The following is a 26,852-nucleotide window of genomic DNA, read 5'->3' on the forward strand; positions in this document are numbered from 1 at the left end:
CGTTCCGGCCCTCGCGGCGCGGGCGGGGTCCTCCCGGAGCCCGCGGGCAGCCTTTCAATAGACTGCGGGCATGCCTTCCGCACTGATCACGGGCGCGACCGCCGGCATCGGCGCCGCGTTCGCCCGCCGCCTGGCCGCCGACGGTTTCTCCCTCGTCCTGGTCGCCCGCGACGAGAAACGCCTCCTCGCCCGCGCCGAGGAGCTGCGCCTGCGCTACGGCGTGGAGACCGAGGTCCTCCCCGCCGACCTGGCGAGCGAGGACGGCCTGGCCGCGGTCGAGCGGCGGCTGCGTGAGGGTGTCGACCTGCTGGTCAACAACGCCGGGTTCGGCCTGCGCGGCGCGTTCCTCGACGTCCCGGTCGCCGACGAGCTGCGCATGCTGAAGGTGCACTGCGAGGCGGTGCTCCGGCTGACGCTGGCGGCCCTGCCGGGGATGCGGGAGCGCGACCGGGGCGCGGTGGTCAACGTGGCCTCGGTGGCGGCCTTCTTCACCCGGGGCACCTACAGCGCGTCGAAGGCGTGGGTGGTCAACTTCAGCGAGTCCGCGGCCACCGAGCTGGACGGCGGCCGCGTCCGGGTGATGGCGCTGTGCCCGGGCTTCGTCCGCACCGAGTTCCACGAGCGCGCCTCGATGAACGTCTCCGGCATCCCCGGCTTCCTGTGGCTCTCGGCCGACGACGTCGTCGACGAGGCCATGCGCGATCTGGCCCGGGGCGTGCGGGTGAGCGTGCCCGACCTGCGCTACAAGGCGATCGTCGCGGTCGGCAGGCTCCTGCCGCTCAACCTGACCTCCCGGATCTCCCGCCGCATCGGCCGGAAGTAGCCGGGGCCCGGAGACCCGGGCCCCGGCGGGCGGCCGGATCCGTTCAGGGTTTGCGGCCCACTCCCCCCGCGATGCAGATGCCGCCCAGCCCGAGGGGGGTGCGGACCGGCTGTCCGGGTCTCCACTCGGGAAGGTGGACCACTCCCGGTTCGACCAGTTCCAGGCCGTCGAAAAAGCCGAGGATCTCCGGCATGTCCCGGGCCCGGCCGGTGCCCAGCATCTTCAGCAGGACTCCTTCCAGGGCTCGGACCTCCGGTGCGCACGAGCAGAAGTGGGTGAGTTGCAGGTAGCTGCCCGGTGCGAGTGCGGCTTTGTAGCGATCGACGAGGCCGTGGGGGTCTTCGGCGTCGCCGAGGTGGTGGACCACGGCGACCATGAGGAGGCCGATCGGCCGGGACAGGTCGAGAAAGCCCTCGATCTGGGGATGGCGAAGGATCGTGTCCGGTCGGCGCATGTCGGCGGTGATGACACGGGTGTCGTCGTTGGTCTGCAGGAGGGCTCGGGCGTGGGCGAGCACGATGGGGTCGTTGTCGACGTAGACGACTTTCGCGCCGGGGTTGACGCGTTGGGCGACGGAGTGGGTGTTGTCCATGGTGGGCAGGCCTGAGCCGATGTCGAGGAACTGGTCGATGCCTTGTTCGGCCATGAATCTCACCCCGCGGAACAGCATCGCGCGGTTCTGCCGTGCGCCTTCGCCGCGGTCGGGGAAGTGGCGCATCCCTTCGGCCGCGACGGCCCGGTCGGCCGCGAAGTTGTCCTTGCCCCCGAGGAAGGCGTCGTAGACGCGGGCGATGCTGGGTTTGCTGGTGTCGATCTCCGGCGGCAGGTAGTCGGGGTCCTGGTGATTCCATCGGAGTTCCTGGGCGCCGTCGTTCATGGTCCGCCTTCCGCCGTTTCCGGTTGATCACCGCTGATCGCGACTGGAGCATAACTTGCGCACAACACCCGGGTTGAAAGTTTCAGGGCAACTACGAAACATTCCGACGAGGTTCCGTGCCGACGCGCGGTCCCGCCGGTCGTCTCCCTGGCGGGGCGGAGAACGGTCCGCCCGCCCGCGCCCCCGGGACGCCGCGCCGCCCGGGACGTGCGCGGATGCCCCTGCGGGGACGCGACTGGGCCCGTGCCGCGGGAGGGGGTCGCGGCACGGGCCCAGTCGTCCTACGGGGATGGTCAGATGCGGGCGTTCGCCGCGTGGCCGATCGCCAGGCCGGAGGCCGGGTCGAAGAAGTGCAGGTTGTGGGTGTCCACGACCAGCTCGATGTTCTGGCCGGGGCGGACGTGGCTGCGGGAGTTCACCCGGGCGGTCCACAGCGACTTGTCGCCGACCAGCGGCAGGGTCGCGTCCTCGTCGTCGCCGGCGTCGGCGGCGGCCACGGTGTCCTGGTGCTGGACCGGCGGGGCGTCGATCAGGAACAGGACGTTGATCTCGGAGCCCAGCTCCTCGGTGACCTCGGCGCGGACCGGCAGGCGGACCCAGCCGCCGGCGTGGCCGTTGGCCGCGACGGCGTCCTCGAAGTCGGAGGGGCGGATGCCCAGGATGATCTTCCTGCCGATGTACTGGTCGAGACCGGCCTTCTCGGCGAAGGTCGAGTCCGGGACCGGCAGCTTGTAACCGGCGAAGGCCACGGCGGCGCCGCCCTCGGTGCGGATCAGCTCGGCGTTGACGAAGTTCATGGACGGGGAGCCCATGAAGCCCGCGACGAACAGGTTGACCGGCTTGTCGAAGAGGTTCTGCGGGGTGTCGACCTGCTGGAGCAGGCCGTCGCGCAGGACGCAGACGCGGTCGCCGAGGGTCATGGCCTCGACCTGGTCGTGGGTGACGTAGACGGTGGTCACGCCCAGGCGCTCGTGCATCGTGTTGAGGGAGGCGCGCATGGAGACGCGGAGCTTGGCGTCCAGGTTGGACAGCGGCTCGTCCATGAGGAAGGCCTGCGGCTCACGCACGATGGCGCGGCCCATCGCCACACGCTGGCGCTGACCACCGGAGAGGGCGGCCGGCTTGCGCTTGAGGTACTGCTCCAGGCCGAGCATCTTGGCGGCCTCGTTGACCCGCTTGGAGATCTCCGCCTTGGGCATCTTGCGGAGCTTCAGACCGAAGGCGAGGTTCTCCTCGACGGTCATGTGCGGGTAGAGCGCGTAGTTCTGGAAGACCATCGCGATGTCGCGGTCCTTCGGCGGCAGGTGGTTGACCACCCGGTCGCCGATGATGATCTCGCCGCCGCTGATGTCCTCGAGGCCGGCGATCATCCGCAGCGCGGTGGACTTGCCGCAGCCGGACGGACCGACCAGCACCATGAACTCGCCGTCCTTGATCTCAAGGTTGAGGCCGTTCACGGCTTTCACGCCGCCCGCGTAGATCTTGTCGACGTTGCTGAGAACGATGGAAGCCATGGAAGTCCTTAACGCCTCGGGCCAACCCCGCGTTCACCCGATAGTGGATACGTTTTCATGCATCTCACCCGAACCGGACATCCCTGTCAAGAGAAAAGCCTGTTTTAGGCCGTCATCAGCGCCTCTGTTATCCCTCCGTGCTGGAGCGAGCACGGAAAACATGATGGAATCGTTTCCATGAACACGCGCAGGACGACCATCAAGGACGTGGCGGAGGCGGCCGGCGTCGGCGTGGCCACGGTCTCGCGGGTCCTGTCGGGCGGCTCGGCCAGTCCCGAGACCAGGGAGCGGGTGCTGGCCGTCGCGACCCAGCTCGACTACCGGCCCAGCGCGCTCGGCCGCAACCTGCGCCAGCAGCGCTCCGGCGGGATCGGGCTGCTGGTGCCCGACATCACCGACAGCTTCTACGGCCGGCTGGCCGACGGCGTGCTCGCCTGCGCGCGGGCCGCTGGCGAACCGGTGATCCTCGGCACGACCGGCGACGACGCCGAGCGCGAGGCGGAGCAGATCGGCATGCTGCTGGAGCAGGGCGTGGGCCGGGTGGTCGCGGTCCCGGCCGGGGACGCGGAGATCTGGGCGCCGACCCTTCGGACCGGGCTGACCACGGTGTTCGCCCACCGCTCGGCGGCCGGCCACGGCGACGTGCCCGCCGTGCTGGCCGACGACCGGAGCGGGGTGCGGACCGCGGTCGACTACCTGACCGGGCTGGGCCACCGGCGCATCGCCTATCTCGGCGGGCCCGGCCAGGAGCAGCGCGTGGCGGTCTTCCGACAGGCGCTGGGCGCCCTGGTGGACGAGGAGCTCATCGTCTTCGCCCGCGGCAGCCGCGACTCCGCCTACGCGGCGGCGGCCGGGCTCCTGCAGCACCGCCCCGACCTGACGGCCGTGCTGGCCGGCGGCAACCTGCTGGGCGAGGCCGCCGTGCTGGCCGCCCGGGAGCTGGACCTGCGGGTGCCCAAGGACCTGTCGATGATCATGTTCGACGACGTGCCCTGGGCCGAGCTCTGCTCCCCGCCGCTGACCGTGATCGCCCAGCCCGCGCAGGACATCGGCTACCGCGCGGCCGAGCTGGTGCTGCGCGAGGGGGGCCGCCGCCCGCGCGGCGTGCTGCTCCCCACCGAGCTCGTCGTCAGGGGCAGCTGCGGCCCCCGGCGCGCCTCGTGAGCCGCACCGCCGTACGGCGGGCACGGCCCGCGCGGCCGTACGGCTCCGCCTCGTAGCCGCGCGGCCGCACGGCTCCGGCCGGGGATGTCCCGGGACTCAGGTCACAGGGACTTCTCGACCGCGTTGACCAGGGCGGGGTCCTCCGGGGTGACGCCCGGACGGAACCTCGCGAGCACCTCCCCCTCCCGGGAGACCAGGAACTTCTCGAAGTTCCACTGCACGTCGCCGGCCTCGCCCTCGGTGTCGGCGGCCCGCGTCAGCTCGGCGTAGAGCGGGTGCCGGCCGTCCCCGTTGACGTCGGTCTTGGCCAGCAGCGGGAAGTCCACGCCGTAGTTCGTCGCGCAGAACTCCTGGATCTCCTCGGCCGTACCCGGCTCCTGGCCCATGAACTGGTTGCAGGGCACGCCGACGACGGTGAAGCCGCGGTCGGCGTAGGTCTGCTGCAGGCGGACCAGTCCGGCGTACTGCGGGGTCAGACCGCACCGGGAGGCGACGTTCACCACGAGGACGGACCTGTCCGCCGCGAGCTCGGCCAGCGTGGTGGGCGCGCCGTCAAGGGTCTGCACGGGGATGTCACGGATGCTCATGGCCGCAGCCTAACCGGCCGGTAGCAAGGACGGCGCACGGGTCCCGGCGGCGTGGGGCGGGGTTCCCGGCGAACGGACGCGGAACTCGGCTCTGACATGAAGCATGTGACGTCATGGCTGAAAGTGATCTCGCCGATGATCGCACCGGACATGGCGAATCGGCGTCGGGGCCCTGGCCCTGTGTCGGCACACCTATTGCGGGGGGGACGCGGTCGGAGTGCCGACCGCTTCGAGGGCGATGACCTGTTCCAGAGCGCGCCGCAGCATGGTGACCTGGTCTCTACCGAGAAGCCGGGACCATCTCTGCTCGACGTCGGCGAGGATCCGGGCAGCTGCGGCCTGGGCCGTCCTCCCTCGGCCGGTGAGCCTGATGATCTTCGCGCGGCGGTCGACCTCGTCGGCGACCCGCTCGAGGTAACCGTGATCCTCTAGTTCGCTGACGAGTTCGCTGATCGCCTGCTTGGTGAGTCCGGAGCGTTCGGCGAGTGTGGTCAGCCGCGAACCCTCGGCGTCGATGTACCGGAAGACCGAGCCGTGGACATACCGGATCCCCTCGAACCCTTCGTCGGCCAACTGCCGGTGGAGTCCCTCGAGAGCAATATCCCTGACCTGCGTGAGCAGGGTGGGAAGCGGCAGCTTCGGCTCATGTCGCCGCCCCCCCGCTCCCGAACGCGTCGTCATGGTCGTGCGGTCCTTCTTTCGGACGAGTTCGTCAGGAGGCTTGACGATATCAGGCGGCACAATGGTAAGGTCGCCTGACTGTCAGGGAGCTTGATTAATTTCTGGGGGCAAAATGTCCGACATTGCCGAACGGCGCGATCAGTTCGCGGCGCTGTTCACCCGGCCCTTGCCTGCGGACGTCGACTCGTCGGCGACGACACTCGGCGGGCGGCCGGCGCTGGAGCTGCGGAGGGCGGCGCCGGGCACGGCGGGTGAGGACGTGCTGCTGTATCTCCACGGCGGTGGGTTCGTGGTCGGATCGGCGCGTGTCACCGCTCACGTCTCCGCCGCGTTGCTGCGGCATCTGGACGGCCGAGCGGTCTCGCTCGACTACCGGCTGGCGCCCGAGCATGCGTTCCCGGCCGCGCCCGATGACTGCATGGCGGCCTACCGTGAGCTGCTGGACTCCGGGGTCGATCCGCAGCGGTTGGTGGTCGCTGGCGACTCGGCCGGTGCCGCGCTGGCTGTCGTCACCATGATGCGCGCCCGGAACGCGGGCCTGCCGATGCCGGCGGCGGCGGTCCTGTTCTCGCCGGCGGTCGATCTGACCCTCAGCGGCGCGAGCATGCGGTCCAAGGACGGGGTGGACCCGTTCTTCGCTCCGGCCGATCTCAAGTGGCTCTTCGATCGGTACCTCGCCGGCGGTGACGGTGCGGCGCCTGAGGCGAGTCCGGTCTTCGCCGATCTCACCGGCCTGCCGCCCCTGCTGATCCAGGTCGGCTCGAGCGAGCTCCTGCTGGACGACGCCGTACGGCTAGCCGCACGCGCCGGGGCCGACGAGGTCGCGGTGACATTGGAGGTGGTTCCGCGTCAACCGCACGTGTTCCAGCTCGACGATGAATCGGCCGAGGCGGCAGCGGCGCTGGAGCGTGCCGGCCGGTTCCTGGCCACCCGGCTCGGCGGCGAGAAGGAGAGATCATGAACCGGCTGGCCGATCAGGTGATGGGGCCGGTACTCGCGCCCCGCGACGAGGGGTACGACGCGGAACGCGCCGGTTGGCAGACCGCCCGCCGGCACCGTCCCGACCTGGTGGTGGGCGCCGCCGGACCCGCCGACGTGCGGGCGGCGGTGGCGTACGCGAGCGGCCGCGGGCTCCCGGTGGCGGTGCAGGGCACCGGGCACGCCTCGGCGGCCGTCGCCGCCAATGGCGGAGTACTGATCACTACCGCGCGGATGAGCGCCGTCCGGGTGGACGCCGATGCCGGCACTGCGTGGGTGGCCGCAGGGACACGGTGGGATCAGGTGATCCACAGGGCGGCGCCGGCCGGGCTGTCGCCCCTGTCCGGTTCGGCCCCGCGCGTGGGCGCGGTCTCCTACACCCTCGGCGGTGGTCTGGCCCTGCTGTCCCGGACCTTCGGTTACGCCGCCGACCACGTGCGCGGCCTCGACGTCGTCACGGCGGACGGCCGCCTGCGACGCGTCACCCGGGACTGCGAGCCGGACCTGTTCTGGGCTCTGCGCGGAGGGCGGGACAACTTCGGCGTGGTGACCGGAATGGAGATCGATCTGATGCCGGTCACCACGCTGTATGGCGGAGCACTGGTCTTCCCCGTTGAGAAGGCCGCCGATGCGTTCGGCACCTACCTGCAATGGGCCGCCACAGTGCCGGAGGCGATGAACTCCTCGATCGCGCTGATCTCCCTGCCGGACGTTCCAGCGATCCCGGGGCCGTTACGCGGCCGTTACACCGTCCATGTCCGCATCGCCTGCGCGGCCGACGATCCCGGAGTCGGCGAGCGCCTGGTGGCGCCGCTGCGAGCCATCGGCCCGATGAGCGACACCCTGGGTGCGCTGGCTTACGCCGAAACCGGGTCGATCTACAACGACCCCGTCGCATCGAGTGCGGTCGAGTCGGGCACGGCCATGCTCGGCGAACTCGACGCCACCGCTGTGCAGGCCATCCTCGACCTGGCAGGCCCCCACGCGCCGGTGCCGCACATCGTCGAACTGCGCCACCTCGGCGGCAGGCTCGCCCACCCGCCTGCCGTGGAAAACGCCGTCGGCAACCGCGACGCGCGATACTTGTTCAACGTGGTGTCCCGGCTGGAACGCGCCGACATCACCCGGATCCGGCCGGCGCACGCGCGCATGTTCGAGGCGATCGCGCCATGGAGCACCGGCGGCCGGTTCCTCAACTTCATGAACGGCGAGAAGGCCGCCACTCAGGTGCGCTCCGCCTACAACGCCACGGACTACCGGCGGCTGACCGATCTCAAAGCCGTCTACGACCCGGAGAACGTCTTCCGTCTCAACCACAACATCCCACCCGGCTGAGGTCCGATCCGGGATCGGGGGACGACTCATCTTCAGCACCATCACCACTGTGCTCGCCGGACTGATCGGCGCAGGCCTCAGCAGTGGCATCAACCGATCGGTTGATGCCGGGATCCACCGTCCCGCTCTCCGGCCGGACGATCCCCCACCCGCCGGCCCCGCGGGATTCTCGATGCATGCCAGCACACCGGGAGCTCGCCCTCCGCGCCATCGGACTCCGTAAAGCCTTCGGCGACCACCTGGCCGTCGACGACATCCACCTCACCGTCCCCGCCGGATCCTTCTACGGCCTGGTCGGCCCCAATGGAGCCGGCAAGACCACCACCCTGGCCATGGCCGTGGGCCTGCTCCGCCCCGACGCGGGCAGCGCCGAGATCTTCGGCGTCGACGTCTGGCGTGACACCGTCCGCGCCAAGGGACTGATCGGCGTGCTGCCCGACAGCAACGCCATGCCGGAACGGCTCACCGGCCGCGAGGTCCTCACCTGTCTCGGCCTGCTGCGCGGCCTACCCCCCGCCGTCGTCGCCGAGCGCACCGACGAACTCCTCCAGGTCTTCGAACTCGACTCCGCCGAGCGGACCCTGGTCATCGAATACTCCACCGGCATGCGCAAGAAGATCGGCCTGGCCGTCGCCCTCCTGCACGCGCCCCGCCTGCTCGTCCTGGACGAGCCCTTCGAGGCCGTCGACCCCGTCTCCGCCGCCACCATCAGGACCATCCTGCACAGGTTCACCGCCGGCGGCGGCTCCGTGATCATCTCCAGCCACGTCATGGCCCTCGTGGAACAGGTCTGCGACCACGTGGGCGTCATCTCCGACGGCCGCGTCGTGGCCGCCGGGCCGCTGGCCGACGTACGCGGCACCGGAACCCTGGAGGACGCCTTCGTCGACCTCGTCGGCGCCCGCACCGGAGGAACGGAGGGGCTGGCATGGCTCACCTCCTGACCCCCGGCACGGCCGCCCTGGCCCAGCACATGATCCGCATGCGGCTGGCGCTCATGCGCAACTCCCTGCGCGGCGACAACGCCTCCAACCTCTACGCCGGCGTCTCGCTCGGGCTGATCCTGGCCTTCGCGACGATCGCCATCGCCGCCCTGTGGCCCGCCTACCTGCCCCTCACCCTGGCCGTGTGGCTCTCCGGCTGGATCTTCGGCCCCATCTTCATCGGGGGCGGCGGCGAGACCCTCCGCCCCGAGTACTTCTCCATGCTCCCGACCACACCTGGCCGGATCGCGGCGGCCCTGCTCGCCGGAGCCTTCGCGGGACCCGCACCCGCGGTCAATCTGATCGCCCTGCTGTCCCTGCCCGTGTACGGCTGGCGCTTCGGCCCGGCCGGAGTGCTCATCGGCCTGGTGGCGGCCGTCGCCACGCTCGTCACCATGGTGATGATCTCCCGCGTCGTCGTGGCGCTCATCGGGCTGTTCGTCAGGTCCCGCGCCACCGCGGCCGCCGTCGGCATCGTGACCGGCACCGCCATCGCCCTGTGCGGCAACGGCTGGGCACCCGCCGTTGCCGTGGGCGGCGCCGACACCGCCGCCTGGTCCCGGATCCTCGTCCGTGTCCTGCCCTCCGGGTGGGGCGTGGCCGCCGTCGAAGCCCCCTGGCCCCTCGCCCTCGCCGTCCTCGCCGCCGACGCCGGCGTGATCGCCCTCCTCCTGGCCGCCTGGGCCGGCCTGCTGTCGCGGCGCGTCGTCTCGGCCGCGCGCGGCGGTGTGCCACCCCGTCGAGGCATACCCCGCCCCCTCCCCGCCGCCGGCGGCGCCCGCATCGCCGCCGCCAAGGAACTGCGCGTCTGGTGGCGCGACCTCGTCCGCATCCAGCTCCTCGCCACCGCTTTCTCCTACGCCGTCGTCACCCCCCTCCTGCTCGTCACCATCGACGTCTGGATCATGGTCCCGTTCACGGGACTCATCGCGATCGTGATGGCCGCCGCGTCCTCGGCCAACCTCTACGGCTCCGACGGGACCGCGCTGTGGCTCACCCTCATGACCCCCGGCGCGGAACGCGCCGACGTTCGCGGACGCCAACTGGCCTGGCTCCTCGTCGTCGGCCCGGCCGCAGTGCTCCTCTCCCTGACCGGCACCCTCGTCAGCGGCCAGAGCTGGGCCTGGCCGTGGGTGCTCGGCCTCCTCCCCGCCCTCCTCGGCGGCGGCGCCGGGGTCATCGTCCTGCTCGCCGTCACCTCGCTCGTCCCCGGCACCGACCCCCACAAGCGCGGCGGCAACCCGCTCAGCACCGGCGCCGACGAGACCGCCGAGACCGGCCTCGCCTGGCTCGTGCTCGTCACCGTCCCCGCCACCGCCCTGCCCGCGGCCGGCGTCACGCTCCTCGCCCCTTGGGCCGGCATCGCCACCGGCGTGCTGACCGGCGCCCTCGGCGCCTGGGGACTAGGCAGGATCGCCTATCGCAGACTCGAGAGCCACGGGATCGATCTGCTCAACCTCATGAAGTACGGCCCGCCGCCCCAGGCCGGCGAACCCACCACCGCCGATCTCCCCATCCGGCACCGCATCGGTGTCACGGTCTGCTACACCGTCGCCTGGCTTCCGCTGTTCCCCCAGGGGCTCGCGCCCATGTTCATGAAGATCTTCGGCGTCGAGGACCGCGTATGGTTCCTCGCCCTTCATCTCCCGTCGATCTGGCAATGGCCCACCATCATCTTCATGATCGTCCTGGGACTGCTCATGTACGGCTACGCCGTCTTGATCCCCATGCGCCTAAGCTCGTCCTCGTCGACCACCACCGGGTGAGACCCGTCCGTACCCGAGAGGAGGGCACGCTCCGGATGAACGATCCCTTCCCGCTCTCCACCTGGGAACGACGCTTCGAGAACATCGTCGAGATCGTCCCCTACATCACCCTCGCGGCTTCCCTGGCCATCAGCCTGGTCTCACCCGACCGGCCCGAAGGCGAGATCCCCCGCACCCTCGCCCTCACCGCTCTGGCCCTCGCCTGGACCGTCGGCGCCCGCACCCTCCTCCCGGTCGCCGTGCGCCGACGCAGGACCGCCGTCACCGTCCACTTCGCCGGCGTCCTGGCCACCGCCGCACTGCTAACCTTCCACGACCCCATCTTCATCATCTACTGCATCTCCGGCTTCTTCCTCGCCGCCCACTTCGCCCCCTCCAAGTGGACCTTCGCCGCCGTCGCCGCCACCTCCTTCGTCCTGTACGGCTCGACGCTGGACTGGGCCCAGGCCACCGTCCAGCTCATCGCCTTCCACCTGGCGATCGTCGCCGTGCAGACCGTCGCCATCGGCGGTGGCCACATCGCCGGCATCAGGATCGAGGACCGGCAGCGCAAGTACCGCAAAGCGCTCAGCGACCTTCAGATCGCCCTGGCGGAGAACGCCGACCTCCACGCCCAGCTCCTCACCCAGGCCCACCAGGCCGGCATCCTCGACGAACGCCACCGCATGGCACGCGAGATCCACGACACCCTCGCCCAGGGCCTCACCGGCATCATCACCCAGCTACGTGCCGCCCAGCGCGTCGAGTCCTCCGGCACCCACCTCGAACTCGCGCTCGGCCTCGCCCAGGACAGCCTCACCGAGGCCCGCCGCTCCGTCGCCGCCCTCCAGCCGCACCAGCTCGAGGACGCCCACCTCCCCGACGCGATGACCACCCTGGCCCGCAGCTGGACCCGGACCACCGGCGTCGACCTCCGCGTCGAAGTGACCGGCGACCGCGTCCCCCTCAGCCCCGCCATCGAGGTCACCCTCTTCCGCGTCGCCCAGGAAGCCCTCGCCAACGTCGCCAAACACGCGGACGCCACCCGCGTCGGCCTCACCCTCTCCTACACCGGCTCCGTCGTCCTCCTCGACGTCCGCGATGACGGCACCGGCATCCGCGACCCCGACGCGAAGGGATTCGGACTCAACAGCATGCGACAACGCCTACGCGGCGTCGGCGGCTCCCTCGAGATCGAGAGCACGCCCGGCGAGGGCACCGCCGTCAGCGCCACCGTCCCCGCGCTCCAAGGAAACCCCCGGTGATCCGTCTCCTCATCGTCGACGACCACCCCATCGTCCGCAACGGCCTGCGCGCCGCCTTCGAAGCCGAACCCGACATCGATGTCGCCGGCGAAGCCGCCAACGGCCGCGAAGGCATCGACCGCGCCGCCGCACTCGAGGTCGACATCGTCCTCATGGACCTGCGCATGCCCGAAATGGACGGCGTCAGCGCCATCACCGCCCTGCACCACTCCCACCCCCACATCAAGACCCTCGTCCTGACCACCTTTGACGGTGACTCCGACGTCCTGCCCGCCATCGAAGCCGGCGCCACCGGTTACCTCCTCAAAGACGCCCCCACCGACGAACTCCTGCGCGCCGTGCGCGCCGCCGCCGCCGGCGAGCCGGTCCTGTCCCCCTCGGTCGCCGGCCGCCTGATGGGCCAGATACGCCGACCGGTCAAGATCGCCCTCACCGACCGCGAACTCCAGGTCCTCACCCTCGTCGCCGAAGGCGCCTCCAACCGCCAGGCCGCCGCCAAACTCTTCATCAGCGAGGCGAGCATCAAGACCCACCTGCTGCACATCTACGACAAACTCGGCGTCCGCGACCGCGCCGCCGCCGTCGGCGAGGGGTATCGACGCGGTTTGCTCAGTTAATCGACCAACAGCCCGCCTTTACCGATCCCACCCCTCCTACCTGCGGGGACGACGCAGATGGCGGCTGGTGGAGCCACCCTTCCAACAGACCTTCGACGCCCTGCCCGAAAGCGGGATCAGGCCCGGTGATCGGCGTCCTACCCGGCGTATTCGGCGGCCGGGGCGATGGGGGTGATGACGTCGATCAGAGCAGCAGTCCCCGGACGGGGACGCCGTAGCCTTCCGGAACCGTCGGGTGGGCGGGGTCGAGGAGGGCGAGCTCGTATCCGGAATCTCCCGGTCGCCACAGGCTGACGTACCAGTCGGCCTCGAACGTCGTCTCGAACCCCAGCAGCCTCGTCGTGCAGATCAGCTGAAAGTGCTCCGCAGCGATTGCAGGGAATAACCCCGCAGTTCCCCTCGCTGCCCGGAACAGGCGATCATGGTCGAGGACGGCGGCCTCCGTGGGCACGGGACAGCCTGGAGGCCTCCTACAGTGAGTATCTGTGCTTTACGGTAGATCTGCGGAGATCAGTGCACTCGACGAGGTGATCGAGCGGGCCCGGGGCGGCTCCGGCGGCGCGGTGGTGCTGCGCGGCGAGGCGGGCGCGGGCAAGACGGCCCTGCTCGACGCGGTGGCCGCGCGCCGCGGCGCGATGCGGGTGCTGCGGACCACCTGCGCGGAGCCCGAGGCCGATCTTGCGTTCGCGGTGCTGCACCAGGTGCTGCGGCCGGTGACCGGCTCGCTCGACGCGCTGCCCGAGCCACAGCGCGACGCCGTGCGCGCGGCCCTGGGGCTCGCCGCGGGCGGTGCCGGCGACCGGTTCCTGCTGGGCGCCGGCGTGCTCTCGCTGCTGGTCGAGGCCGCCGCGCCGGACGGGCTGATCTGCCTGGTCGATGACTTCCAGTGGGCGGACCGGGCCTCGGCCGACGCGCTGCTGTTCGCCGCCAGGCGGCTGGGGACGGAACGGATCGCGCTGCTGCTCGCCGTACGCGGGGACGCTCCGGTCAAGGGCGTGCCGCTGACGGTGGACGTGCGGGGCTTGCCCGAGTCCGCCGCGGCCCGGTTGCTGGAGTCCCGCCACGGCGTGCTGCCCGCCCGTGTGGCGGAGGAGCTCGTCAAGCTGACCGGTGCGAACCCGCTCGCCCTGGGCGAGATCGCCGCCCGCCTGACGCCCGCGCAGCTCGCCGGGCGCGAACCGCTGCCCGACCCGCTGCCCGGCGGGGTCCGGCTCTTCGGCGAGCGGGTGGCCATGTTGTCCGCCGCCGCCCGGCTGGTCGCCCTGGTCGCCGCCGTCGAGGCAGACCTCGGCCTGGTCCTGCACGCCGCCGGCCGGCTCTGCGCCGAGCAGGCGGTACCGCCGGGGGCGGAGGCGGATCGGCCGTCCCCGTCCGGGCCGGGGACGGCCGATCCGGAACCCGCGGGGCCGGGGACGGCGGCGGCCGGTGCGGGACGGGCGGCGCTGGCCGAGCTGGAGGAGAGCGGGCTGGCAGGGGTGTCGGGCACGAGCGTGCGCTTCCGCCATCCGCTCGTCCGGTCCGCCGTCCACGAGGCGGCCGCCCCCGCCGACGTCCGCCGGGTGCACGCCGTCCTGGCGGAGCTGACCGATGGCGACCGCCGCGCCTGGCACCTGGCCGGCGCCGCGCTGGGCCGGGACGAGTCGGTCGCCGCCGCGCTGGCGGAGGCCGCGGAGCGGGCGCGCGACCGCGGCGGGTACGGCGCCGCCGCCGCGGCCCTCGCCAGGGCCGCCGGGCTGACCCCCGACCCGCGGACCAGGGCCGCCCGGCTGAAGGACGCCGCCGTCGCGGCCTGGCTCGGCGGCCGCCCCGGACAGGCCGAGTCGCTGCTGGCAGAGGCCCGCGAACAGGCCGACGGGGACGCCGCTCTCCTCATGGAGATCGCCCGGCTCCGGGGCCGGTTCGAGCTGAACTCGGGCAGCGCCGCCGAGGCCGTACGGATCCTGGCGGTGGGTGAGAGCCTGGACATGCTGGCCGACGCGGCGGAGGCGGCCTCGTACGTCGGCGATACCGCGGCCATGGTCGAGCTCGGCCGCCGGGCCGCAGCGCACCCCGAGGGGTTCCTGCGGGACGCGGTGGCCGGGATCGGCTTGACGCTGGACGGCGACGCCGCCGGGCCGGTCCTGCTCCGGCGGGCGCTGGCGCGGGCGGACGAACTGGAGGAGGCGGCGGAGTACCTGTGGGCGGCGGCCGCGGCCAGCTACCTGGGCGAGCCGGACCTGGCCACCGAGATGGCCGACCGGGCCGGGCGGGTGGCCAGGGTCTCGGGGATGGCCGGGCAGCTCCCCGTGGTGCTGGAGTTCGTGGCGACCGCCGAGCGCATCGCCGGGCGGCTGGCGCGCAGCCGGGCCGTCTCCGAGGAGGGCCTGGAGCTGGCCCGTGAGGCCGGGTACGAGAACACGGTGGCCGCGCACCTGGCCAACCTGGCGGTACTGGCGGCGCTGCGGGGGGAGGAGGAAGACTGCGAGCGGCACTCCCGCGAGGCGTTGGCCATCGCCGTCCCCCACCGCGTGGGTCTGCGGGTGGGGGTGGCCGCCTACGCGCCGGCGCTGCTCGAGTTGTGTCTGGGCCGCTACGCGGCGGCGCACGACCGTTTCCGGGCGATCGTCGCGGCGGGGCCTGGCGCGGGGCATCCGACCGTGGTGTGGCGGACGGCGCCGGACCGCGTCGAGGCCGCCGTGGGTGCGGGCGACGAGAGGGGTGCGCGGACGGCGCTGGAGGCGTACGAGCAGTGGTCGGTGCACGCCGCAACGGCCGAGTCGCGCGCGCTGCTGGCCCGCTGCCGAGGGCTGGTCGAATCGTCACAGGACGCCTTCGGCGAGGCGCTACGGCTGCACACCAACCCGTTCGAGGCGGCCAGGACGGCCCTGCTGCTGGGTGAGCGCCTGCGCCGCGGGCAGCGGCCGGGCGAGGCGCGGGCGCATCTGCGGACGGCGTGGGAGACGTTCGAGCGGGCCGGCGCGCGGCCGTGGGCGCGGCGCGCGCAGGCCGAACTGCGGGCGGCCGGCGAGAACGGGCAGGCCCCGCCCGCATCCGTGCTCGGCGCGCTGACCCCGCAGGAGCTGCGCATCGCGGGCCTGGTCGCCGACGGGCTGTCGAGCAAGCAGATCGCCGCCCAGCTCTTCTTGAGCCCGCGCACGGTCGAGTACCACCTGTACAAGATCTATCCGAAGCTGGGCATCGGCTCCCGTACGGAGCTGGCGCGGCTGGTAGTTCTACGGAAGGCGCCCGTGGCCGGGGACGGCATGCTCTGAGGCATGCAGAACGTGGACATCTGGAGTGAAGAGTTCGGCGCCGAGACGGACGCGCCGATCCTGCTGATCATGGGTTCGATGTCGCAAGGCGTCCTGTGGCCGGACGAGTTCGTCGGCCGGCTGACCGCCGGAGGCCGCAGGGTGATCCGCTACGACCACCGCGACACCGGCATGTCGGGTACCGTCGACTTCGCGGCCGAGCCGTACACCTGGGACGACATCAAGAACGACGTGTACCGCGTGATGGACGCCCACGGCCTGGACAGCGCCCACCTGGTCGGCCACTCGGCGGGCGGGCTGCTCGCCCAGTTCGTCGCCGTGGAGGCACCGGAGCGGGTGCGCTCGCTGACCGTCATCGGCTCCTCGCCGCTCGGCGGCGGTGAGGGCGAGGTACTCGTGCGGGCCCTGACGGGGCAGTCGCAACCCGAGGAGAGCCTGCCGGAGCCGGCACCGGAGTTCGTGGAATTCTTCAGCGCGCTGATCGCCGCCCCGCCGCCGCAGGACCGGCGCGCGCGGATCGACGTAATGATCGCCGAGCAGCGCGTGCTGCACGGCACTGGGCTGCCGTTCGACGAGGACGCGGCGCGCCGGTTGCAGGAGCGGATCTACGACCGGGCCCGCGACCTGTCGGCGGTGGCCAACCACCGGCTGGCCGCGATGGCCAGGCCCGACTTCGAGCCGGTGGGCATGCTGCACCGGGTGACGGCGCCCACCCTGGTCGTCGAGGGCAGCCACGAGCCGGTCAAGCCGGGCCACGGCGCGATCATCGCCGAGCGGATCCCGGAGGCGCGGCTGATGATCGCGGCGGGCATGGGGCACACGCTGCCCCCGGAGGTACACGAGGAATTGGCGGCCGCCGTCCTCGCTCACACGGCCGAGTGACATGTGTTCGAGATCGGGTCGAGCCACCGCAGAAGGAGGTCCCGGCAGCAATCGAGCCCGGAACTTCCGGCGGGCGGGTACGGGGCCTCCGGAGGGTGGGTAAAGCGGGCGACGCGCCGGGGCGGGCACGCCGCGGAACCCGTCCTCCCACGGATGCGGGCGGTCCAAACCCCATACCGGGGCGATCTTTGCACCACTCCTCCGCCTCGGCCCGCCCGTCCCGGTCAGCCCGGACCACTCGAACCGCCCCCCAACCGCGAAGATCATGCAAACAGCCTTCCCGACCGTGTCGCAGGGCCCGTCCGGCGTTTCCCCGGCGTACTAGAAACCGCGTAGAGAGACCGCCGCGGTGTCCTGCCGGAAGCATGCCGGCAGGACGGGCGGGCGTCCTTCGTGCGATCCACGGACGCGGGACCGGCCGGCGCTCCCGGGTGTCACGGCGCCCGGACGCGTCTCCCGCACGCGGCCCGAAGGAAGGACGGTTTTGGACAGTCACCGCGCTTTACGCGCCGCAGCCGTGACCGTGGTCGCCACCTCCGCCGTGGTCGGCTCCGCGGCGACCGGTACGACCGGGGCGACCCGTACGCCGGTCGCGGAGAGGACGGTCGCGGCAGGGACGGCGGAGCGGATTCACCTGGCCACCTGGTCCACCCGGGCCAGGCCCGGGACCAGGTCTCTCGCGAGGACCACGAAGGGCAGGAACAAGGCGATCGCGTTCCGCCTCGTCTCCCGCCGCGCGTGGTCCCACGACCAGTTCCGCTGCCTGGACAGTCTCTGGACCAGGGAGAGCAACTGGAACCACCGGGCGTACAACCGCTACTCGGGTGCCTACGGCATCCCCCAGGCGCTGCCGGGCTCGAAGATGGGCGGCAGCGGCGGGGACTGGCGGTCGAGCCCGGTCACGCAGATCCGCTGGGGCCTGCGGTACATCAAGCAGCGCTACGGCTCGCCGTGCGGTGCGTGGGGTCACTTCCGGTCGACGAACTGGTACTGACCCCTTTCTCTCCGGGAGCGTCCAGGGGAAGGGCGCGCTCCCGTCGGGCGCCCGGGGCCGCCGGCCCCGGGCGTCACCCGTGCCGCCCGCGCTCCACGGCGATGGCCCGGATGAGCAGTTCCAGCCCGAACTCGAACTCGGCCTCGTGGTCGCACGCGCCCAGCTCGGCGGCCAGGGAGCTGGTCTCGGGGAAGAGCACCGGGTCCACCTTCCCGATCTCCGCCTGGGAGTGGTGGACCGGGGCGAAGGTCGGGGTCACGCCGACCTCCCGCAGCAGCGAGCCCACGATGTAGGCGATGAACGTGCGCAGGATGCGCACCGCCTCCTCGCCGCCGAACCCGGCGCTGCGCAGCGTGGCCAGCGCCCGCTCGACCGGGAGCAGCCCGGCGGCCGACTGGAGCTGGCGGCTGACCACCACCATCGTGCACCGGGGGTAGTGGTGGGCGATCTGCCGGAACGCCCGCGCCTGGATGCGCACCCGCTCGGTCCACTCGGCGTCGGGGTCGTCGGCGAACTCGATCTCCGACAGCACCGTCTCGGCCACCGCGTCCAGCAGCGCCGCCTTGTTGGGCACGTGGTTGTAGAGCGACATGACGCCCACCCCCAGCTCCCCCGCGATCCTGCGCATGGACACCGCGTCGGCGCCCTCCCGCTCGATCAGTTCGATGGCGGCGGCGACGATGCGCGGACGGGACAGCGGCTCGGGCGACATGCTCCCATTCTCCCCCCGCCCATTGACGCACGTACACCGTACGTGCCACGCTCGAAGCATACGTACGGTGTACGTCTCTGGAGGCCGCATGTCGACGCACGATCTCTACACGATCCCGGCCGAGCTCTCCACGTGGGACGTGGAAGCCGCCGGCGCCGCCCGTTTCACCTGGGAGTACGACGACGGCAGGGACCGCATGCTCGCCCTCTACCAGAAGGGCAAGGACAAGCAGTGGGACTCCGTCAAGCGCATCGACTGGGGCCTGGAGGTCGATCCGTACAACGTGCTCGGCATCCCCGACACCACCATCGCGATCTACGGCACCCCGCTCTGGGAGCGGATGGGCGAAAGGCAGCGCCGGGACGTGCGCCTGCACGGGGCGGCCTGGCAGTTCTCCCAGTTCCTGCACGGCGAGCAGGGCGCGATGATCTGCTCGGCCCGGATCGTCGAGTCGGTGCCCGACCTCGACTCCAAGTTCTACGCCGCCACCCAGACCATGGACGAGGCCCGGCACGCCGAGACCTACGCCCGCTTCCTGCAGGAGAAGGTGGGCCTGGCCTACCCGATCAACGAGCACCTCAAGGCGCTGCTGGACAGCACGCTGAGCGACTCCCGCTGGGACATGCCCTACCTCGGCATGCAGGTGCTCATCGAGGGCCTGGCCCTGGCCGCCTTCGGCGTGATGCGCGACATCACCACCAAGCCGCTGCCCAAGCAGATCCTCGCCTACGTGATGCAGGACGAGGCCCGCCACGTCGCCTTCGGCCGCATGGCGCTGCGCGACTACTACGCCGGGCTGTCCGGGAGCGAGCTGCGCGAACGCGAGGACTTCGTCATCGAGGGCTGCTACCTGATGCGCGACCGCCTGCGCGGCAGGGAGACCTGGGAGAACCTCGGCCTGAACAGGTCCGAGGTGACCGAGGCCATGGAGTGCGTCGACCGCTCCGAGTACCTCAGGCTGTTCCGCTCCCTGCTGTTCAGCCGCATCGTCCCCTGCGTCAAGGACATCGGCCTGTGGAGCCCCCGCCTGCAGCAGGCCTACGCCGACATGGGCGTGCTGGACATGGCCGGCCAGAGCCTGGAGGCGCTGATGCGGCAGGACGAGGACATCGCCGAGAAGCTCGACGCCGAGCGCTTCGCCGCCGAAGAAGCCGAACGCCACGCCGAGGTCGCCGAGACCGTCGCCCTCGGCACCGACTCCTGACCCTGCCGCCGCCCTGCCCCGCCGGGACGCGGTACGGCCTTGCCGGGACGCGGTACGGCCTTGCCGGAGAGCCGGATCAGGCGTACCGTCCGGCCATGACCGTCGTACAACACCGGCCCCGCACGGCGTGGGACGCCGCACGCGCGTTCGTCGCCGCGGCGGACTGCGACGTCTACTGGTGGCTCACCGACGCGGTGGCGCACCACCTCGGCGCCGCCTACCGGCAGGCTCTGACCGAGACGCGCCTGCGCCTGCAGCGGCGGGAGGACGCGGGGTCCGCCGAGGCGGGGGCCTGGCGGGCGCGGCTGGAGGAGCTGCTCCAGGACCGCCCCGACCTCGCTCCCGTCCTCCGGCGACTGGCCGCGGAGACCGCCGGGCGACTGCCCCGCTGAGCCCGTCGCCCCGCCCCACCTGGCCCGGACCTCCCGGCCGGACCGGTGGGCCGGACCGGTGAAGGCGTGCTGCGATCACCGCGCGGATCCCGGCGGGCCGGGCTCCCCGAAGAAGGCGCGCAGTTCGGCGGCGAGCTGCTCCGGGGCCTCCTCCGCCATGTGGTGTCCGCTCTCGACGGCACCGCCCCGCAGGTCGTCGGCCCAGTCCCGCCAGACCGCGAGCACGTCGCCGTAGAGGTCCTCCATGTCGTCGCGGGTCGACCAGAGCACGAGGAGCGGGCAGCCGATCCGGCGGCCCGCGGCGCGGTCGGCGTCGTCGGCGGCCCGGTCCACGCCGAGCCCCGCCCGGTAGTCCTCGCACATGGCGTGCACGGTCCGCGGGTCGTGGATCGCCCGGCGCACGTCGGCGCAGGCCTCCTCGCCCATCGCCCGCGGGTCCAGCCGGTACCAGGCGTCGGGATCGGCGTTGATCACGCGCTCGGCGGGCTGCTCCTCCTGCCCGAGGAAGAACCAGTGCCACCAGCGCCGCGCGAACGTCGCGTCGCAGCGGGCCAGCGCCTCACCGATCGGCACCGCGTCGAGCACCGCGGCGCGGGTCACGGCCGACGGGTGGTCCAGGGCCAGGCGCTGGGCCACGTAGGCGCCCCGGTCGTGCCCGGCGACCGCGAAGCGCTCGTGGCCGAGGGCGCGCATCAGCGCCACGCAGTCGCGGGCCATGGCCCGCTTGGAGTAGGTCTCGTGGCCGGGGGTGCTGGGCGGTTTGGACGACTGCCCGTAGCCGCGCAGGTCGGGGCAGACGACGGTGAAGCCGGTGGCCAGCAGCGGCGCGACGCGGTGCCAGGTGGCGTGCGTCCGGGGGTGGCCGTGCAGGAGCAGCACGGGCGGCCCGGAGCCGCCGTGCCGCACCCGCAGCTCCGCCTCTCCCACGTCGACGCGCTCGTCGGTGAAATCCTCGAACATCCCGTCCGCACTGCCCCGGTTCCGGCCGTTCAATGCAGCGGACCGGCCGTCCGGCGGATCCGGCCTCCAGTACGGCGGGCCCGGAGGTCCGGTGCCGCCCCGCGATCCACTCACGGTCGTCCCGGCCGGGTCCGCCGGACAGCCGGGAGGCGCCTACCGGGATAGGACGAAGACGGCGGAGGCGGCGACCGCCGCGAGGGCGCCCAGCCAGGCCAGGACCGCGTCGGCGCGCTCGTCCAGGGGGCGGCCCCCGTGGAGGGCGTCCTGGACCCGCTGGTAGCGCACGCCGGTGCGGGCCAGCAGCGCGGCCCCGCATAGGGCCGTCAGGGCGAAGGGCGCGGCCACCAGCGGGGACGCTCCGGCGCGCAGGGCCATCCCGCCCATCCCCAGACCGCCGGCGGCCAGCATGGCCGCGGTGCGAACCCAGGCCAGCCGGGTCCGCTCGCTCTGCAGGCCCTCGTCCCAGAGCTCGGTCACCGCCCGCCCCCCGCCCCGGTCACCGCCCCGGTCACCGCCCCGTCCCGCGGGGCGCATGCTCTCCCTTCCCGGCATCCGGTCTCACCGGGCCGTCAGGATCAGGACGAGCGCGAGCACGGCCACGGCCGCCACGCCGTACCCGAACAGCGCGGCGAGGGCGGGCGGCGGGAGGGGCTCGGAGGTGCGCAGGGCGTGCTGGACCCGGCGCCAGCGCGGGTAGGCCATGGCCGCGGCCAGCGCCGAAAGGGACACCAGGACGACCGCGAGCAGCGTCCGCATCCAGGGCACGAAGACGTCCGGCGAGACGGCCGCCATGGCGACGCCGCCCGCGGTCAGCGCGAGCGACGTGCTCAGCCAGGTCAGGAAGGTGCGTTCGTTGGCCAGCGTGAACCGGGGATCCGGTTCCTTCCCGGGGGTCTCCATGGGATCAACGCTATTTCAACGACATTTCCCCTAGAGAAGCCGGGATTGCTCCCCTGGGGATGCCGGGATCGCCCGGGGGCCTCAGCAGGCGCTGGTGAGTTGCTCGGCCCACTTCACCCCGTCGGCGGCGACCTTCTGCGCCGCGTCGACCGCGTCGTTGGCGTTCTGTACGTTGATGGCCTCCAGGCTGCCCGCCACGCCGTCGGCCGCCTCCTTGAGGGAGGTGTTGGCGGCCTTGTCGGCCACGTCGCCCAGCTTGGCGGCCCCGTCGTTCAGCGCCTTCTCCATGCCCGCGGGGTCGTTGAGCAGGCCGGCGACCTTCGCCATGGTGTCGGTGACGATGCCCGCGGCCTGGATGCACTGCTGGGCCCGGTCGACGCCCTGGCTCACCTCCTGGATCTCGGCGCACCCGGTGGTCAGGAGGGCGGCGGCCAGGGCGGAGGCGGCGAGGGAGACGGTTCGTCGCGGAAGGGCTCTCATGTCCTGACTCTACCCAACGGGCGGTACGGTGCGGCGTGCCCGCGAAGGCCCACCGCACCGTGCGGCGGGCCGCACCGGCCGTACGATGATCGTGTTACCACCGAGGGGGACGACCATGCCGACCTGCCAGCACCTCACCGAGACCCAGGACCCGCCCGCGCGCACACCCGGGGGCTGCGAGGAGTGCCTCGCCGCCGGGAGCGGCTGGGTGCACCTGCGCCGCTGCCTGTCCTGCGGCCACGTCGGCTGCTGCGACTCCTCGCCGGGCAGGCACGCCACCGCCCACTTCCACCAGGCCGGCCACCCGGTCATCTCCTCGTTCGAGCCGGGCGAGACCTGGCGCTGGTGCTACGTCGACCAGGTCGTCGGCTGAGGCCGGGCCCTCCCGTCCCCGGTGGAGGGCCCGGCGAGCGGCCGCCGCCGGGCCTTCCCGGCGGAGCGGGCGGCCCCTCCACCGGCGGGATCCGCCGGATCCGCAGGCCGTTCACGCAAGCGGTGTTGCCGCCGTGGCAAGCTGGCGGACATGGACGACGACCTCGACCAGGCGCTCGACGCGGTCGGACCCCGGCTGCGCGCGCTGCGCCGGCAGCGCGAGACCACGCTGGCCGACCTGTCGGCGGCGACCGGCATCTCGGTGAGCACCCTCTCCCGGCTGGAGTCCGGCACCCGCCGACCGACCCTGGAGCTCCTGCTCCCCCTGGCCAGAGCCCACGGCGTCACGCTCGACGAGCTCGTCGGCGCGCCGCCCACCGGAGATCCGCGCATCCACCTGCGCCCGGTCACCCGCCACGGCATGATCATGGTGCCCCTGACCCGCAGGACCGGCGGCATCCAGGCGTTCAAGCTCGTGATCCCGGCCGACGGCCGTCGTAGGGAGCCGGATCCGCAGACCCACGAGGGCTACGAGTGGCTCTACGTCCTCAACGGGCGGCTCCGGGTCGTCCTCGGCGAGCAGGATCTGGTCCTGTCCCCCGGCGAGGCGGCCGAGTTCGACACCCGCATCCCGCACTGGTTCGGCGCCGCCGACGCCGAACCGGTCGAGTTCCTCAGCCTGTTCGGCGCGCAGGGCGAACGCGCGCACCTGCGCGCCCGCCCTCGGAGGAACGGGGAGTGACCTCGGGCGCCCCGCGCTCCGGAGGGCGGTCCGGTGACCGGCCGGGACCGCCCGGGACCGGTGGGCGGATGACCGGCCGGGACCGGCGGGGCGGAGCGGTCAGTCCCGCTCCAGGGTGGCCTCCTCGAAGTCGAGCTCGTGCATGACCCGGCGGAGCACCTCGTCGTCGATGCGCCGCTCGTCGCGGAGGCGCACGAACACCTCGCGCTCGGCGGCCAGCATCTCCCTGCGCAACCGCCGGTAGACCGTGCCGGGCGTGTCCTCGCCGCCCGGGCCGGTGCCTCCGCCCAGGCGCTCCCAGGCGCTCAGGGTACGGCGCTCGGCGCGCAGCCTGAGCTGCTCCACGACCTCCCGGTGGACGTCGGCGACCCCGTCCGCCACCAGCTCGTCCAGCCGGGCGAGGGCGGCCGCGGCCGCCGCCTGCTGTGCGCCCGCCTCCGCCAGGTCGTCGGCGAAGGCCTCCTGTTCGTTGGAGACCCTCAGCCGCCGGATCAGCGCGGGGAACGACAGCCCCTGCAGCAGGAGCGTGCCGATCACCACCGTGAAGGTGAGGAACAGCAGCGTGGCCCGCCCGGGGAAGTCCTCCGGGACCGCGAACGCCGCGGCCAGGGAGACCACGCCGCGCATCCCGGCCCAGCCGACGATCGTGATGTGCTGCCAGGAGGGCGCCTCGGGCTCGCGGCGGCGGACCCCCGGGAACAGGAGCCTCGGCAGGTAGGTGGCGGGCACGACCCAGACACCCCGCACCAGCACCGCGGCGGCGAACACGGCCAGCGCCGTACCGACCGGCTCCAGCGGCTCGGACCAGTCGAGCGCGGTGACGATCGGCCACATCTGCAGGCCGATCAGCGCGAAGACGACCGACTCCAGGAAGAAGTCCATGACCTTCCAGACCGCGCCGGACAGCAGGCGGGTGCCGAAGCCGCTCCGCGGCAGGCGGTGGCCGATGTAGAGGCCGACGACCACCACCGCGACCACCCCGGAGGTGTGCGCGAGCTCGGCGGCGAGGTAGACCCCGAAGGGGGTCAGCAGCATCACGGTGTTCTCGACGAGCGCGTCTCCGAGCGCTCTGAGGATCTTCGACAGCAGCCACGCGAGCACCAGGCCGATCGCCGCTCCGCCCGCCGCCGCGTAGGCGAACTGGCCGACCGCGCCCAGCCAGGTGATCCCCTGTCCCAGCGCGGCGGCGACCGCCACCCGGTAGGCGGTGAGCGCGGTGGCGTCGTTGAACAGGCTCTCCCCCACCAGGATGGTGATCACCTTGCGGGGCAGTCCCAGCCTGCGGGCCACCGCGACCGCGGCGACCGCGTCGGGCGGCGCCACGATCGCCCCGAGCGCGAAGGCCGCCGCCGGCGGCAGATCCGGCAGGAGCAGGTGGACGACCCAGCCGATGACCAGCGTGCTGAACAGCACCAGCCCCACCGAGAGCAGCGCGACCGGCCTGCGGACCGCCTTGAGGCCCAGGTAGGAGCTGTCGATCGCGGCGGAGTAGAGCAGCGGCGGGAGGAAGACCAGCAGGACGATCTCAGGGTCGAGCGCGTACTCCGGCACGAACGGTGAGAGCACCAGCCCGGCCAGGACCAGCAGCAGCGGCGCGGGCCATCCCCGGCGCCTGGACACGGCGGCCACCGCGACCGCGGCGACCGGCACGACCAGCAGTTGCAGTGCGATCGACTGGTCCATCCCACCCCGTCCGTCCGAAGATCCGGGAAGGGATCCTAGCCTCCCGGCGTCCGCCGGTGGCGGGCCGGGAGGCGGGGCACGTCACCAGTCGCGGCGCCCGTCGTCGTAGCCCTGCTCGGGGCGGAGCCGCTCGCCGGTGGAGTGCGGCGCGTCCGGGTAGGAGCGGGGCCCCGGCGGCTGCCCGTGCTGCCCGGCCTGCTGGGCGCGCAGGTTCAGCGGGTCGTCGGGGTCGTACGGTTGCTCGTACGGCTGGTCGTAGGCCGGCGGCGTGCTGTACAGGTCGCGCAGGTCCGCCGGGTGCCCGCCCGGCGGGGCCTGCCGTTCCGGAGCGGGCTGCGGCCGGTTCCCGAACGCGTAGGGATCGGGCTGGGCCGGGGCGGGGTAGCCGTAGGGGTCGGGCTGCTGTCCCACGGGCGGGATGCCGTAGGGGTCGGTGGAGTGCCCCTGGGAGGGGTAGGCGTCGGGCTGCGACGGCGGGAACCGGTCGGCGGGCGGGGCGAAGGGGTCGGCGGCCTGCCGGTGGGAGGGCGGCGCCGCGAACGGATCCGCCCCCTGCTGGGGGGCCGGGGTGAACAGGTCGGGCTGCGGGACCTGCTGCGCGTAGGGGTCGGGCTGCGGGACCTGCGCGTAGGGGTCGGGCTGCGCCGGGGTGAAGACGTCGGGTTGCCGGGCCGCGGCGAAGGGGTCGGCCTGCCGGTGGGAGGGCGGCGCCGCGAACGGATCCGTCGCCGGCCGGGAGACCGGGGCGAACGGGTCGGGCTGCGGGACCTGCTGCGCATAGGGGTCGGGCTGTCCCGGGTACGGCGGCTCGCCCGGCTGGGGCGCCCCGTAGGGGAGCGAGTCGCCGACGATCATGTTCTCGGGCGGCACCACGTCGGCCGCGCCGTATCCCGGGACGCGGTCCGGGGCCGCGTCCGGCGGGGGGACCGCGCCCCGCGCCACGAGCACGTCGTTGGGTCCCAGCGCGGGCGGGCGCTGCTCCTCCGGCGGAGCCACCTGGGTGGCCATCGGGTCGGCGTAGTGCGGCGGGGCCATCTGGGTGACCGCCGGGTCGGCGTAGTGCGGCGGCGGGACCGGCTGGGCGTAGTCCTCCGGGCGCGGCCGGGCGTACTGCCCGGTGCCGGGGAGCTCCGTGTGCCCGGCGTGCTCCGGGTGGCCCCCCGCCGGGACGTCCTCGCCGACCTCGTCGGGATAGCGGCCCCCGGCCTCGACGAACCCCTCGTCGAGGGTGTCCACCAAGCGTGCCACGTCGTCCATGGGCATGCGGAAACTGGCGGTGCACATCTCGCCGCGCCAGAGGCTCAGCACCAGCGTGCCGTCGTGCCAGGTGACCCGGAGCACCCGCTCCTGGCCACGCTCGTCAAAGAACACCTCGCCGAACGACGGCAACGGGACAACTTCCGACATGGATGACATGGTGCTTTAACCAGCCTTTATTCGTCCACTCGACCTCTGGAAACCCTACCGAATCCGTCTTTCCATCCCCATCTCCAGCCTCGCGCACACCGGGAGGACGATCCTGCCCGGTCCTCCGCGTACGCGCAGCGGTGGTTCCGCCAGTTTGCCATGCGAGACGAACGCCGCGGTCCGGAACGCCGGGACGAGTCCGTTTGATGACTCTCCGGAGCCAGGCCCGGTTGTCGGAGCGAGCGGGTACGGTTGGCTGTCGTGCCGACCGACTCCCTCAGCCCCGCCGAGAGCCCCACTGAGA

The 26,852-nt window shown here is 72.6% G+C and carries 27 protein-coding genes; 15 read left to right on the forward strand and 12 right to left on the reverse strand.

Annotated features, from left to right (window positions below):
- Positions 1–70: 70 nt before the first annotated feature.
- Entirely contained in the window at positions 71–823 is a 753-nt protein-coding gene (locus tag IEZ07_RS21205; protein ID WP_191896333.1) for an SDR family NAD(P)-dependent oxidoreductase, read from the forward strand.
- A 43-nt stretch (positions 824–866) separates the two neighbouring features.
- On the opposite strand, the gene IEZ07_RS21210 is transcribed toward IEZ07_RS21205, so the two are convergent.
- The gene (locus tag IEZ07_RS21210) at positions 867–1,700 is read right to left on the reverse strand and encodes an SAM-dependent methyltransferase (protein ID WP_191896334.1); all 834 of its coding nucleotides are present in this window, start codon (positions 1,698–1,700) and stop codon (positions 867–869) included.
- A gap of 293 nt (positions 1,701–1,993) precedes the next feature.
- On the reverse strand, positions 1,994–3,214 hold the full coding sequence (locus tag IEZ07_RS21215; RefSeq protein ID WP_068895727.1) for an ABC transporter ATP-binding protein: 1,221 nt from the start codon (positions 3,212–3,214) through the stop codon (positions 1,994–1,996).
- 177 nt (positions 3,215–3,391) lie between these two features.
- Between IEZ07_RS21215 and IEZ07_RS21220 the strand changes: the two genes are divergently transcribed.
- Positions 3,392–4,378, forward strand: coding sequence for a LacI family DNA-binding transcriptional regulator (locus IEZ07_RS21220; protein WP_068895729.1), 987 nt, complete (start codon positions 3,392–3,394; stop codon positions 4,376–4,378).
- 101 nt (positions 4,379–4,479) lie between these two features.
- On the opposite strand, the gene IEZ07_RS21225 is transcribed toward IEZ07_RS21220, so the two are convergent.
- Both IEZ07_RS21225 and IEZ07_RS21230 read right to left on the reverse strand, forming a co-directional pair.
- Positions 4,480–4,965 (reverse strand): glutathione peroxidase, encoded by a 486-nt coding sequence (locus IEZ07_RS21225; protein ID WP_068895730.1) that lies wholly within the window; start codon positions 4,963–4,965, stop codon positions 4,480–4,482.
- 192 nt (positions 4,966–5,157) lie between these two features.
- Positions 5,158–5,646, reverse strand: a complete 489-nt coding sequence (locus IEZ07_RS21230; RefSeq protein ID WP_191896335.1) for a MarR family winged helix-turn-helix transcriptional regulator — start codon at positions 5,644–5,646, stop codon at positions 5,158–5,160.
- A gap of 112 nt (positions 5,647–5,758) precedes the next feature.
- Between IEZ07_RS21230 and IEZ07_RS21235 the strand changes: the two genes are divergently transcribed.
- The 6 genes from IEZ07_RS21235 to IEZ07_RS21260 all read left to right on the forward strand — a co-directional run bounded on the left by IEZ07_RS21235 (position 5,759) and on the right by IEZ07_RS21260 (position 12,569).
- Positions 5,759–6,607, forward strand: a complete 849-nt coding sequence (locus tag IEZ07_RS21235) for an alpha/beta hydrolase (protein ID WP_191896336.1) — start codon at positions 5,759–5,761, stop codon at positions 6,605–6,607.
- Positions 6,604–7,959: an FAD-binding oxidoreductase gene (locus tag IEZ07_RS21240; RefSeq protein ID WP_191896337.1), complete on the forward strand. Its 1,356-nt coding sequence runs from the start codon at positions 6,604–6,606 to the stop codon at positions 7,957–7,959. The genes IEZ07_RS21235 and IEZ07_RS21240 overlap by 4 nt, the downstream gene beginning before the upstream one ends.
- A 176-nt stretch (positions 7,960–8,135) precedes the next feature.
- Positions 8,136–8,903, forward strand: a complete 768-nt coding sequence (locus tag IEZ07_RS21245) for an ABC transporter ATP-binding protein (RefSeq protein ID WP_191896338.1) — start codon at positions 8,136–8,138, stop codon at positions 8,901–8,903.
- Complete coding sequence (locus IEZ07_RS21250) at positions 8,888–10,708, forward strand: hypothetical protein (RefSeq protein WP_191896339.1); 1,821 nt, start codon at positions 8,888–8,890, stop codon at positions 10,706–10,708. Before IEZ07_RS21245 ends, IEZ07_RS21250 begins: the two co-directional genes overlap by 16 nt.
- A 35-nt stretch (positions 10,709–10,743) precedes the next feature.
- Positions 10,744–11,952 (forward strand): sensor histidine kinase, encoded by a 1,209-nt coding sequence (locus IEZ07_RS21255; protein WP_191896340.1) that lies wholly within the window; start codon positions 10,744–10,746, stop codon positions 11,950–11,952.
- A complete protein-coding gene (locus tag IEZ07_RS21260) occupies positions 11,949–12,569 on the forward strand; it encodes a response regulator (protein WP_191896341.1) in 621 nt (206 codons plus the stop codon). Before IEZ07_RS21255 ends, IEZ07_RS21260 begins: the two co-directional genes overlap by 4 nt.
- A 184-nt stretch (positions 12,570–12,753) precedes the next feature.
- On the opposite strand, the gene IEZ07_RS21265 is transcribed toward IEZ07_RS21260, so the two are convergent.
- Positions 12,754–13,020 (reverse strand): VOC family protein, encoded by a 267-nt coding sequence (locus IEZ07_RS21265; RefSeq protein ID WP_373868870.1) that lies wholly within the window; start codon positions 13,018–13,020, stop codon positions 12,754–12,756.
- Positions 13,021–13,054: 34 nt separating this feature from the next.
- Here IEZ07_RS21265 and IEZ07_RS21270 point away from each other — a divergent pair, with 34 nt between their 5' ends.
- The 3 genes from IEZ07_RS21270 (at position 13,055) to IEZ07_RS36215 (ending at position 17,696) form a co-directional block, all read left to right on the forward strand.
- Entirely contained in the window at positions 13,055–15,820 is a 2,766-nt protein-coding gene (locus IEZ07_RS21270; RefSeq protein ID WP_191896342.1) for a helix-turn-helix transcriptional regulator, read from the forward strand.
- Between the two features lie 3 nt (positions 15,821–15,823).
- A complete protein-coding gene (locus IEZ07_RS21275; protein WP_191896343.1) occupies positions 15,824–16,702 on the forward strand; it encodes an alpha/beta hydrolase in 879 nt (292 codons plus the stop codon).
- A gap of 517 nt (positions 16,703–17,219) precedes the next feature.
- Positions 17,220–17,696 carry an aggregation-promoting factor C-terminal-like domain-containing protein gene (locus tag IEZ07_RS36215; RefSeq protein ID WP_307729031.1) on the forward strand — a complete coding sequence of 159 codons (477 nt, stop codon included), beginning with the start codon at positions 17,220–17,222 and terminating at the stop codon, positions 17,694–17,696.
- A gap of 73 nt (positions 17,697–17,769) precedes the next feature.
- Here the strand turns inward: IEZ07_RS36215 and IEZ07_RS21285 are convergent, their stop codons facing one another.
- Complete coding sequence (locus tag IEZ07_RS21285; protein ID WP_191896345.1) at positions 17,770–18,408, reverse strand: TetR/AcrR family transcriptional regulator C-terminal domain-containing protein; 639 nt, start codon at positions 18,406–18,408, stop codon at positions 17,770–17,772.
- Between the two features lie 88 nt (positions 18,409–18,496).
- Between IEZ07_RS21285 and IEZ07_RS21290 the strand changes: the two genes are divergently transcribed.
- Both IEZ07_RS21290 and IEZ07_RS21295 read left to right on the forward strand, forming a co-directional pair.
- The gene (locus tag IEZ07_RS21290; protein ID WP_191896346.1) at positions 18,497–19,612 is read left to right on the forward strand and encodes a ferritin-like domain-containing protein; all 1,116 of its coding nucleotides are present in this window, start codon (positions 18,497–18,499) and stop codon (positions 19,610–19,612) included.
- 95 nt (positions 19,613–19,707) lie between these two features.
- On the forward strand, positions 19,708–20,004 hold the full coding sequence (locus IEZ07_RS21295; protein WP_191896347.1) for a hypothetical protein: 297 nt from the start codon (positions 19,708–19,710) through the stop codon (positions 20,002–20,004).
- 75 nt (positions 20,005–20,079) lie between these two features.
- Here the strand turns inward: IEZ07_RS21295 and IEZ07_RS21300 are convergent, their stop codons facing one another.
- From IEZ07_RS21300 to IEZ07_RS21315, 4 genes are all read right to left on the reverse strand, one after another.
- Positions 20,080–20,964, reverse strand: coding sequence for an alpha/beta fold hydrolase (locus IEZ07_RS21300; RefSeq protein WP_191896348.1), 885 nt, complete (start codon positions 20,962–20,964; stop codon positions 20,080–20,082).
- Between the two features lie 153 nt (positions 20,965–21,117).
- A complete protein-coding gene (locus IEZ07_RS21305; protein WP_239320301.1) occupies positions 21,118–21,498 on the reverse strand; it encodes a DUF202 domain-containing protein in 381 nt (126 codons plus the stop codon).
- A gap of 24 nt (positions 21,499–21,522) precedes the next feature.
- Positions 21,523–21,864, reverse strand: a complete 342-nt coding sequence (locus IEZ07_RS21310) for a YidH family protein (RefSeq protein WP_068895740.1) — start codon at positions 21,862–21,864, stop codon at positions 21,523–21,525.
- An 81-nt stretch (positions 21,865–21,945) separates the two neighbouring features.
- Positions 21,946–22,344 (reverse strand): DUF8711 family protein, encoded by a 399-nt coding sequence (locus IEZ07_RS21315; protein WP_068895742.1) that lies wholly within the window; start codon positions 22,342–22,344, stop codon positions 21,946–21,948.
- A 115-nt stretch (positions 22,345–22,459) separates the two neighbouring features.
- Between IEZ07_RS21315 and IEZ07_RS21320 the strand changes: the two genes are divergently transcribed.
- Positions 22,460–22,717 carry a ubiquitin carboxyl-terminal hydrolase 14 gene (locus tag IEZ07_RS21320; protein WP_191896349.1) on the forward strand — a complete coding sequence of 86 codons (258 nt, stop codon included), beginning with the start codon at positions 22,460–22,462 and terminating at the stop codon, positions 22,715–22,717.
- Between the two features lie 150 nt (positions 22,718–22,867).
- Positions 22,868–23,458: a helix-turn-helix domain-containing protein gene (locus tag IEZ07_RS21325; RefSeq protein WP_068895746.1), complete on the forward strand. Its 591-nt coding sequence runs from the start codon at positions 22,868–22,870 to the stop codon at positions 23,456–23,458.
- A gap of 99 nt (positions 23,459–23,557) precedes the next feature.
- On the opposite strand, the gene IEZ07_RS21330 is transcribed toward IEZ07_RS21325, so the two are convergent.
- Positions 23,558–25,141, reverse strand: coding sequence for a Na+/H+ antiporter (locus tag IEZ07_RS21330; protein ID WP_191896350.1), 1,584 nt, complete (start codon positions 25,139–25,141; stop codon positions 23,558–23,560).
- A gap of 81 nt (positions 25,142–25,222) precedes the next feature.
- Positions 25,223–26,548: a hypothetical protein gene (locus tag IEZ07_RS21335; protein WP_191896351.1), complete on the reverse strand. Its 1,326-nt coding sequence runs from the start codon at positions 26,546–26,548 to the stop codon at positions 25,223–25,225.
- Positions 26,549–26,852 lie beyond the last annotated feature (304 nt).

Origin of the sequence: Planomonospora parontospora (assembly GCA_014647935.1) — a bacterium.
Classification (GTDB): Bacteria; Actinomycetota; Actinomycetes; order Streptosporangiales; family Streptosporangiaceae; genus Planomonospora; species Planomonospora parontospora.